Source organism: Streptomyces cahuitamycinicus, assembly GCF_002891435.1.
GTDB classification, from domain to species: Bacteria; Actinomycetota; Actinomycetes; order Streptomycetales; family Streptomycetaceae; genus Streptomyces; species Streptomyces cahuitamycinicus.
This window is the reverse complement of sequence record NZ_POUC01000324.1, coordinates 1-9,331: the sequence shown is the minus strand read 5'-3', so window position 1 is coordinate 9,331 and position 9,331 is coordinate 1. Positions and strand designations below refer to the sequence as shown.

Sequence of the window (9,331 nt, the reverse complement as noted above, 5' to 3'; positions counted from 1 at the left end):
AGATGTATATAAGAGACAGCCGAGGAACCCTCCGCATCGGTCTACCCCGAGTAGCCGCCTGAGCGGCCCTCCCCGTCCGGGGCGACCTCGCCCCGATCCCTCCTTCACCGCACCACCCGCCACGGGCGCCTTCGGCATGCCCGGAACCGGCGCCCGGGCCCGTCCCGCGCCAGAAGAGGACCGTGAAACAGCCATGCGAACCGTACGGCGGTCGGCCCTGATCGACCGCCCGATACCCGAGCCGTCCGCGTTGCCCCGGCGGGCGCCCCTGCCCGCGCACCACCCGGAACCCGTCCTCGACGTGGTCGTTCCCGTGTACAACGAGGAGAACGACCTGGAGCCCTGCGTCCGGCGGCTGCACGCTCACCTCGGCGAGACCTTCCCCTACGCCTTCCGCATCACCATCGCCGACAACGCCAGCACCGACGCCACCCCGCGGATCGCCTCCCGGCTGGCCGCGGAGCTGCCCGGCACGGACTGGATCCGGCTCGCCGAGAAGGGGCGGGGCCGGGCGCTGCACACCGCGTGGTCACGCTCCCGCGCCCCGGTGCTCGCGTATCTGGACGTGGATCTGTCCACCGACCTCGCCGCGCTGCTGCCGCTGGTCGCGCCGCTGATCTCGGGTCACTCGGACGTCGCCATCGGTTCCCGGCTGGCCCGGGGCTCACAGGTGGTGCGCGGACCGAAACGGGAGATCATCTCCCGCTGCTACAACGGGCTGCTGCGCTCCACGCTCGCCGTGGGGTTCTCCGACGCGCAGTGCGGGTTCAAGGCGGTGCGGCGGGACGTCGCCGAGCGGCTGCTGCCGCTGGTGGAGGACCGCGAGTGGTTCTTCGACACCGAGCTGCTGGTGATCGCCGAGCGCGCGGGGCTGCGGATTCACGAGGTGCCGGTGGACTGGGTGGACGACCCCGACAGCCGGGTCCACGTCCTCTCCACGGCACTGGCCGATCTGCGGGGCATGGCACGAATCGGCCGGGCCCTGGCCGGCGGCCGGCTGCCGCTGACCGCGCTGCGCCGCAGCGGCGGCGACCTCGACGGGGAACTGCCCGCGGGCCTGGCCCGGCAGGTGGTGCGCTTCGCCGCGGTCGGCGCCGCCAGCACCCTGTACTACCTGCTGCTGTACACCCTGCTCAGACCGGCGACGGGAGCGCAGGCAGGCAACGCGCTCGCCCTGCTCGCCAGCGCGATCGCCAACACGGCGGCCAACCGGCGGCTCACTTTCGGGGTGCGGGGCCGCGACGGCGCGCTGCGTCACCAGCTCAAGGGCCTGGCCGCCTTCGTGGTCGGGCTGTTCCTGACCAGCGGTTCGCTGGCCGTCCTCCACCACACCGCGCCCGGTGCCGGCCACCGGGTCGAGCTGGTCACACTGATCGCCGCCAACCTGGCCTCGACGCTGCTGCGCTTCCTCCTCCTTCGGGCCTGGGTGTTCCCGGCCCGCCGTACGACAGGAACCACCTCGCCATGAGCACCGTCCAGCTGCGTCGCCCACCCTCCGGCGTCGGTCGCCCCGAAGTCCCGCGCGACTCCAGGGAGTTGCGGCCGAGGCTGCGTGCCGCCGCCGTCCGCTACGGGCCCGTGCTGCTGACGTACGGCGTGCTGAAGCTGGCCGGCTTCGCCGTCTTCATGTACCTGCTGGACTCCGCGGGCGACTTCCGCGAGAAGAACCCGCGCTTCGGCGGCGGCGAACACGCCTGGGACGTCCTGGCCAGCTGGGACGGCTGGTGGTACCAGCAGATCGCCGAGCACGGGTACGACCCCGCGCTGGAGCCCGTCCCGGGTGCGAAGGGCCTGATCACGCTGGAGGGCAACTCGGCGGCGTTCTTCCCGCTGTACCCGACCCTGATGCGGCTGGTCTCGGAGTGCACCGGACTGGGCCTGTACGGCGCCGGCATGACGGTCTCCGTCATCGCGTCGTTCGTCGCGGCACTGGGCGTCTACGCCGTGGCCGAGCGGCTGGGTGGCCACCGGGCCGGTCTGGTCGCGGCCGGGCTGTGGGCGGTGTGGCCCGGCTCGGGCACGGAGTGGTCGGGCTACTCGGAGTCCCTCTACACCGCCCTGGCCGCGTGGGCCTGTCACGCCGTCATGTCCCGCCGCTGGCTCACCGCCGGCTTGCTGACCTGCGCGGCGGGACTCTGCCGGCCCACCGCCGTCGCGCTCGTCGCCGCCCTGGCCGTTGCCGTGGCGCTGTCCTTGCGCCGTGGTGAGGACGGGGTTCGCCGCCCGCTCGCCGCCGTGGCCATCGCGCCGTCGGGCCTGTTCGGCTACCTCGCCTGGGTCAACTACCGCATGGGCGACATCAACGGCTACTCCAAGCTGCAGGACGGCGCCTGGGCCCACAAGTTCGACTGGGGGGTCCACACGTTCAACGTGCTGACGTCCATCCCGGTCGGTCACTTCGACTACCTGTTCGCGATGCCCTTCGAGGACGTCATCGGCGTCTGCGTGGTGCTGATGGTGCCGGTGCTGACGGTGTTGCTGCTGCGTCTGCGACCGCCCGCCGTGCTCGTCGTCTACACGGTCCTCTCCTACCTCATGGTGATGACGACCCAGCAGTACTTCGGCAACGTCTCGCGCTATCTGCTCCCGCTCTTCCCGCTGTTCGTCCCGCTCGCCCTCGCGCTGCGCCGGCTCGGATGGCCGTCCCTGGTCACGGTCCTCGGCACGGCCGCGCTGGCCTCCGGGTCGTACGCGGGGTACGTGCTGTTCATGCTCGGAGTGCCGTAGACAAACCCCGAACAGCCCCGGCGCCCGCTGAGATGTCTCCGAAACATTCCCTTCACGCAGGAAGTATTTAGAGGTAACGGCCGCTGCCTACCGTGCCTGCCTTGTCGTCCCCGACCCGCAGCAAGGAGGCCTGGCATGAGTGCCGAGCCACGACTGGCAGATGTCGCCGAGCCGGAACCCGCGCAGGACGCAGCGCAGGGTACGGACCAGGCCGTCAAGGAGACCCTGGAGGACTACACCCTCCGCTTCGCACCGCGCAGCTACCGGCGCTGGACCCCGATGGTGGTGGCGACGACCGCGCTCGGCGGCATCGCCTACATGGCCGACTTCTCCATCGGGGCCGGCATCGGCCTCGCCCACGGCACCGGCAACGCGCTGCTCGCCATCGCCGTCGCCGCCGTCGTCATCTTCGTGACGGGCTTTCCGCTCGCCTATTACGGGGCCCGCTACAACATCGACCTGGACCTGATCACCCGCGGCTCCGGCTTCGGCTACTTCGGTTCGGTACTCACCAGCGTCATCTTCGCCAGCTTCACCTTCATCTTCTTCGCCCTCGAAGGCTCGATCATGGCCCAGGGCCTGAAGCTGGGCCTCGGACTGCCGCTCTGGCTGGGCTACCTGGTCTCCACCCTGATGGTGATCCCCCTGGTGATCTACGGCATGACGGCGCTGAGCAAGCTCCAGGTGTGGACCACTCCCATCTGGCTGCTGCTGATGGTCGGCCCGCTGGTCTACCTGGTCACCACCGACCCGGGCAGCGTCGACCGCTTCCTCGCCTACGCGGGCACCGACGGGGACGGCGGCGTCAACACCGCCTCCGTGCTGCTCGGCGCGGGCGTGTGCCTGTCGCTGATCGCGCAGATCGGCGAGCAGATCGACTACCTGCGCTTCATGCCGCCCAAGACCGAGGCCAACAAGCGCAGTTGGTGGACGGCCGTGGTGATGGCCGGTCCGGGCTGGGTGGTGCTGGGCGCGCTGAAGCAGGCCATCGGCGTGTTCCTCGCGGTGTACATCATCGCCGAGGTCGGTGCCTCCGCCGCGCCCGAGCCGATCCAGCAGTTCAAGTACGCCTTCGACGCGATGATGCCGTCCTGGATCGTCCTCCCGCTGGCCGTGGCCCTGGTCGTGATCAGCCAGATCAAGATCAATGTCACGAACGCCTACTCCGGCTCCCTCGCCTGGACCAACTCCTTCACCCGGGTCACGAAGCGCTACCCGGGCCGGATGGTCTTCGTCCTGGTCAACCTGGGCTTCGCGCTCGCGCTGATGGAGGCCGACATGTTCAGCTTCCTCAACGGCATCCTGGGCTTCTACTCGAACTGCGCGATCGCCTGGGTGGTCACCGTGGCCACCGACATCGGCATCAACAAGTACGTGCTGAAGCTGTCCCCGCACGCCCCCGAGTTCCGCCGGGGCATGCTCTACGCCGTCAACCCGGTCGGGGTCGTCTCCTTCGTCGCCGCCTCGGGGCTGTCCATCGCGATGTACTTCCACGGCCTCGGCGACACACTCCAGCCGTACTCCCCCGTCGCCGCGGCCGTGATCGCCTTCGTCCTCACGCCGCTGATGGCCGTGGTCACCAAGGGCAGGTACTACCTGCGCCGCACCGACGACGGCATCGCCGAGCCCCTCCTGGACGAGGACGGCAACCCCAGCGCCGTCACCTACGAGTGCCATGTGTGCCGGCAGCAGTTCGAGCGGCCGGACGTCGCCGCATGCCGGACGCACGACGCGGTCGTCTGCTCGCTGTGCCTGAGCACCGACAAGGTCGGAGACCACGTCCTGCCGGCCGCGGTCTGACCCGTGGGCGGGAGCGCGGCCGGGCGCTCCCGCCGCAGGACACGTTCCAACTCGGTCTCGGACGCGTCGTACGGGACCGGACGGGCGGCGGCTCCGGGGCCCGGCCTGCATACTGATCTTGTGCTGCGCGGCGAGCGGGCCGACGGTCGGAGAGGGGATGACGGGACGTGACCACCGATGAGCATGACGGGCGGGGGACCCCGCACGATCCGCCAGGCATCCCCCCGGCCCCCGACGACGTGTGGCTGAGGTTCCTCACGGACAGCGAGTCCGCCATACGCGTCTCCGCTCCCCGGGAGCCCTCCGCCGAGGAGCGGGCGGCGGGGCGGGGGCTGCGGCCCCCGCTCGCCGTCGGCGAACTGTGGCAGCCGGAGGAGTTGTGGGTGCGCGTGGCGTGGCAGGACCTGGACCGCCGTGCCAAGGTCCGGCGCGCGGGACGGGTCGTCGCCACCGCGGCGGCCGTCGCCCTGGCCCTGGGGGCCTGGTCCCAGCTGTCCACCGGCGCGGGCACGGGCCACCGGCCCGGCGAGAGCTCGGTGCGGCAGGTCGAGGGGGCGACCGCCCGGCTGCCCACGGCCACACCCGTCCCGTCCGCATCCCCCTTCCCGCAGCCGTCCCGATAGCCCACGCAAGGGGTACGGTCGCGCCCCGCCGCCTAGGATGAACGACACAGGCCGGATCTGGGCGCTGGTCCGGGCGCGGCCCCCACAGGCAGGAACGCGCAGGCACCGAAGGGGGACGGAGATGAGCGCGCCACGCCTCAGCAGCACTCCATTGCCGGGCATAGGGGTCCGCTACGACCTGACGACACGGGACAACGGCCGACGCCTCTCGGTGGTCGCACACCGCGACGGGCACCGGACGCTCAGCGCCTACCGCGAGGACGACCCGGACGCGTGCGACCTCTCGGTGCGACTGACGTCGGAGGAGGCTGCCACGCTCATCGACGCCCTGATGCCCGAGCACCACACGCCGAACCTGCTGTCCACCACCGACCTGGGACTCGTCGCCGAGCGGATCGAGCTGCCCGGCTCCTCACGCTGGAACGGGAGGCTGCTGGGCGAGTCCCGGATCCGTACCGAGACCGGTGCGTCCGTCGTGGCGGTGCTCCGCCGGGCGGAGGCGATCCCCTCCCCCACCCCGGGCTTCCGGCTGGCCGGCGGCGACATCCTCATCGTGATCGGGACCCGCGAGGGCGTGGAGGCGGCCGCCGCGATACTCGGGCGGGAGTGACCCGCCATGCACTCCTCCGCCGTCTTCCTGATCGAGTTCGGCTGCCTCATCCTCGGGCTCGGGCTGCTCGGCCGCTTCGCCGGGCGCTTCCGCTTCTCGCCGATCCCCCTCTATCTGCTGGCCGGTCTCGCCTTCGGGGAGGGCGGGCTGCTGCCGCTGGGCGCCAGCGAGGACTTCGTCGCCGTCGGCGCGGAGATCGGTGTCATCCTGCTACTGCTCATGCTGGGCCTGGAGTACACGGCCACCGATCTCGTCTCCCACCTCAGGACCCACTACCCCGCCGGGCTCCTCGACGCCGTCCTCAACGCCCTGCCGGGCGCGGTCCTGGCCCTGCTGCTCGGCTGGGGTCCGGTCGCCGCCGTCGTCCTGGCCGGCGTCACCTGGGTCTCCTCCTCGGGCGTCATCGCCAAGATCCTCGGGGACCTGGGGCGGCTGGGCAATCGCGAGACCCCGGCCATTTTGAGCATCCTCGTCCTGGAGGACCTCTCCATGGCGGTGTACCTGCCCATCGTCACGGCCCTGCTGGCCGGGGTGGGCCTGGCGGCGGGCGGCGTCACGCTGGCCATCGCCGTGGGCGTGCTGACCCTGGTGCTGGTCCTCGCTGTGCGCTTCGGCCGCCTCGTCTCGCGCTTCGTCTCCAGCGACGACCCGGAGAAGCTGCTGCTGGTCGTCCTCGGCGTCACGCTCGTGGTCGCGGGGGTCGCCCAGCAGTTGCAGGTGTCGGCGGCGGTGGGCGCCTTCCTGGTGGGCATCGCGCTGTCGGGTGAGGTCGCCGAGGGCGCGACGAGTCTGCTCGCGCCGCTGCGGGACCTGTTCGCCGCGGTGTTCTTCGTCTTCTTCGGCCTGCACACCGACCCGGCCAGCATCCCGCCCGTGCTGCTGCCCGCCCTCGCCCTGGCCGCCGTCACCACCGCCACGAAGATCGCCACGGGCTACTGGGCCGCGCGCCGCGCGGGGATCGGGCCCAGAGGCCGCTGGCGCGCCGGCGGCACGCTCGTCGCCCGTGGCGAGTTCTCCATCGTCATCGCCGGGCTCGCCGTCACGTCCGGCATCGAGCCCTCCCTCGGGCCCCTGGCCACGGCGTACGTCCTCATCCTGGTCCTGCTCGGCCCTCTGACCGCCCGCTGGACGGAGCCTCTGGCCACGCGCCTGACCGCACGCTCCCGCCGACGCAGGACTCCGGTCTCCCCGAGCGCGCACGAGGCACTCGGCGACCAGGACACGGTCGGCCGCACCTGAGCGAACCCGGGGCAGCCGGTGAGGACCCTCGGTGGGCCGCCGGAGGAGGCAAGGAGCCCTGCGGGACAGCCGGTACCGCCGTGTTCAGCCCGTCTTCCAGCCCCTGCGCGTGTCGATCCGCTCCCACTCCGCGTCCCACTGGGCGAAGCGCCGCCGGTCGAGGGCCAGGCGGGTCAGCCAGACGACTCCCAGGACGGCTCCGCCCGCGAACGCCCCTGCGAGCGCGCCGCCCATCGCGGTGTGGAGCCACACCTCGCCGTCGGACACCGGCCGGCTCGTGATGTCACCGTTCCGGTTCACCCATACGGAGATGGTGCTCCCGGCGGGGGCCCTGGGCGCCACCCGGGCCTCCTCCCGGTGCGTGGAGCCGTCGGGCGCGGTCCACCGCACCTTGCCCCACACCCGGTGGTCGCTCGCCGTACGGGCCGGAGACGGGCCGGGCGCGTCCTCGACGACCACCGCCGTGACCTGGCGGCTCTCGGCCCGCTGGCGTTCGGCGGCCCGCTCGACGGTACCCGCCGCCATCGTCCCGACGACCAGCCCGCCCAGCAGGGCGAGCATCCAGCCGGCGAGCACGACCCAGGCTTCGACGACGTCGACGCGCCGCTTGAGCGCGTTGCGTCGCCACCGCCACCACCGCACGGTCACCCGCTCTGACGCTTCCATGGGCCGACACCCCCTCCTGAGCACCGGCAGCACCCTTCCAGTGTGCGCCTGACTGCCGCTGACGCTCGCCGATCAGTGCCGGGCCGCTCATCGCGAGGGTGTGAGGGCGTGGCTCAAGGTGTCAGGGCGCGGTTCACACGGGAGAGGGCGCGGTTCACACGGGAGAGGCCGCGATCCGTACCCGGTCGCTCTCGTCGCCCGAGAGGAAGGAGGCCATCGCGCGGCCCTCCTCGGTGACGGTGGCGCGGTCGGACCGGGAGAAGCGGCGCAGCGGGTTCACCAGCACCGTGTCCGCCTCGACGGTCCAGGTCGCGGCGACCCTGCCGTCGACCAGCACGACGCGCTCGCCGGCGACGGACAGGTGGCGGTGCGCGTCGTCGATGATGCGGCTGCGGTCGTGGTAGCCGAGGATCGCGTTGTCGAACGCCGGCAGGAACCGCACGGGCGCCGGTGTGCCGGGGTCGGGGCGGGGGGCGTCGGGGAGGTCGAGCAGTTCGCGGCCGCGTTCGTCGCGGAAGCCGACCAGTTCCTCGCGCAGGGCGGAGACCGCGGCGGGCAGTCCGGCGAGGCCGCACCAGGCGCGCAGGTCGGCCGAGGCGGCGGGGCCGAAAGCCGTCAGGTAGCGCCGCACCAGCGCCTGGCCGACCGGGTCGGAGCCGTCCGTCGCGGGCGGGTCGACCTCGCGCCCCAGCCAGGAGGAGATCAGCGCGTAGCGCACTCCGGCTTTCGTGCGCCACAGTCCGCGCGGCGGCAGCTGGACCGTCGGGAGGAGGGCGGCGACCAGCATCTCGCCCAGGGGACGGGGCCCCGCCGCGGGCCAGCGGCCGGCGACGGCTCGCGCGAGTTCCGGCATGGAGCGCGGCTCGCCGTCGTCCAGGACCTTCCGGCCCGCCGCGGCGAGTTCGCCGGGATCGACCCCGTCGAGTTCGCGCCGGTAGACCCCGAGGACCCGCTGGCGCAGCATGCCGTCATGGCGGGCGCGCCAGGCGACGACGTCGTCGGCGGTGACGAGATGGACGGTGCGGCGCATGAGGTGGGTACGCACGACGCGCCGCCCGGTCAGCAGCTCCGACAGCTCCGCCGGGTCGAACGCCCGCAACCGCGACCACAGGCCGGGGAACGGCTCCTGCGGTTCCTGCGCCTGAAGGCCGCACAGGTGCGCGACGGCGTCGAGGACCGGCAGGTCGGCGCGGGCGAGGAGCAACTGCCGGGCGAGGGTGGCGCGGTTGAGCGCCCGGGCGTCGAGAACGGTCATCGGTGCACCTCGGCCTTTGCGTCGTGTGCCGGCCCGTGGTCCAGGTGTCCGGGCGGCGTCCACGATCACCGTGGCACGGGATGCGGTCAGATCATGACCGCAAAGTGCGCCGCCGCGGGCGGTCATGACCACATTGGCCGCCGACGCGGGCGGTCATGACCGCATGGGCCGCCGCCGCGGGCGACGGTCGTCGGCTCCCGGGCCGGACGTCCCGCTCCCGGGAGCCTTGCGCCCCGTGGGGGACCGCATGCTGTCCCCCACGGGGCGCACTCTGCGTTCGTCCTACCCGTCCGACGCCGCTCAGTCCTTTCCCATGGCCTTGCGGACAGCGTCCTTCGTGCGGTCCACCAGGGCGGCGACGGGACCGAGGGCCACATTGGCGGCGCCGGACTCGACACCCGGGTGGGGGCG

8 protein-coding genes and 1 pseudogene are annotated in these 9,331 nt (G+C 72.4%); 6 read left to right on the top strand and 3 right to left on the bottom strand.

Going from position 1 to position 9,331, the window contains the following annotated elements; all coding sequences use genetic code 11:
* Positions 1–193: 193 nt before the first annotated feature.
* The 6 genes from C1J00_RS31480 to C1J00_RS31455 all read left to right on the top strand — a co-directional run bounded on the left by C1J00_RS31480 (position 194) and on the right by C1J00_RS31455 (position 6,999).
* Positions 194–1,468 carry a bifunctional glycosyltransferase family 2/GtrA family protein gene (locus tag C1J00_RS31480; RefSeq protein ID WP_102912388.1) on the top strand — a complete coding sequence of 425 codons (1,275 nt, stop codon included), beginning with the start codon at positions 194–196 and terminating at the stop codon, positions 1,466–1,468.
* Positions 1,465–2,727, top strand: coding sequence for a putative hexosyltransferase (locus C1J00_RS31475; RefSeq protein ID WP_107501879.1), 1,263 nt, complete (start codon positions 1,465–1,467; stop codon positions 2,725–2,727). Before C1J00_RS31480 ends, C1J00_RS31475 begins: the two co-directional genes overlap by 4 nt.
* 135 nt (positions 2,728–2,862) lie before the next feature.
* Complete coding sequence (locus tag C1J00_RS31470) at positions 2,863–4,527, top strand: purine-cytosine permease family protein (protein WP_102912387.1); 1,665 nt, start codon at positions 2,863–2,865, stop codon at positions 4,525–4,527.
* Positions 4,528–4,694: 167 nt separating this feature from the next.
* Positions 4,695–5,150 carry a hypothetical protein gene (locus tag C1J00_RS31465; RefSeq protein WP_102912386.1) on the top strand — a complete coding sequence of 152 codons (456 nt, stop codon included), beginning with the start codon at positions 4,695–4,697 and terminating at the stop codon, positions 5,148–5,150.
* Positions 5,151–5,271: 121 nt separating this feature from the next.
* Complete coding sequence (locus C1J00_RS31460; protein WP_102912385.1) at positions 5,272–5,760, top strand: cation:proton antiporter regulatory subunit; 489 nt, start codon at positions 5,272–5,274, stop codon at positions 5,758–5,760.
* 6 nt (positions 5,761–5,766) lie between these two features.
* Positions 5,767–6,999, top strand: coding sequence for a cation:proton antiporter (locus tag C1J00_RS31455; protein WP_102912384.1), 1,233 nt, complete (start codon positions 5,767–5,769; stop codon positions 6,997–6,999).
* An 84-nt stretch (positions 7,000–7,083) separates the two neighbouring features.
* Here the strand turns inward: C1J00_RS31455 and C1J00_RS31450 are convergent, their stop codons facing one another.
* The 3 genes and pseudogenes from C1J00_RS31450 to C1J00_RS47190 form a co-directional block, all read right to left on the bottom strand.
* The gene (locus C1J00_RS31450; RefSeq protein ID WP_180989764.1) at positions 7,084–7,665 is read right to left on the bottom strand and encodes an Rv1733c family protein; all 582 of its coding nucleotides are present in this window, start codon (positions 7,663–7,665) and stop codon (positions 7,084–7,086) included.
* A gap of 154 nt (positions 7,666–7,819) precedes the next feature.
* On the bottom strand, positions 7,820–8,920 hold the full coding sequence (locus C1J00_RS31445; RefSeq protein WP_102912382.1) for a winged helix DNA-binding domain-containing protein: 1,101 nt from the start codon (positions 8,918–8,920) through the stop codon (positions 7,820–7,822).
* A 300-nt stretch (positions 8,921–9,220) separates the two neighbouring features.
* Positions 9,221–9,331: pseudogene (locus tag C1J00_RS47190) on the bottom strand (hemerythrin domain-containing protein); the annotation flags it as partial.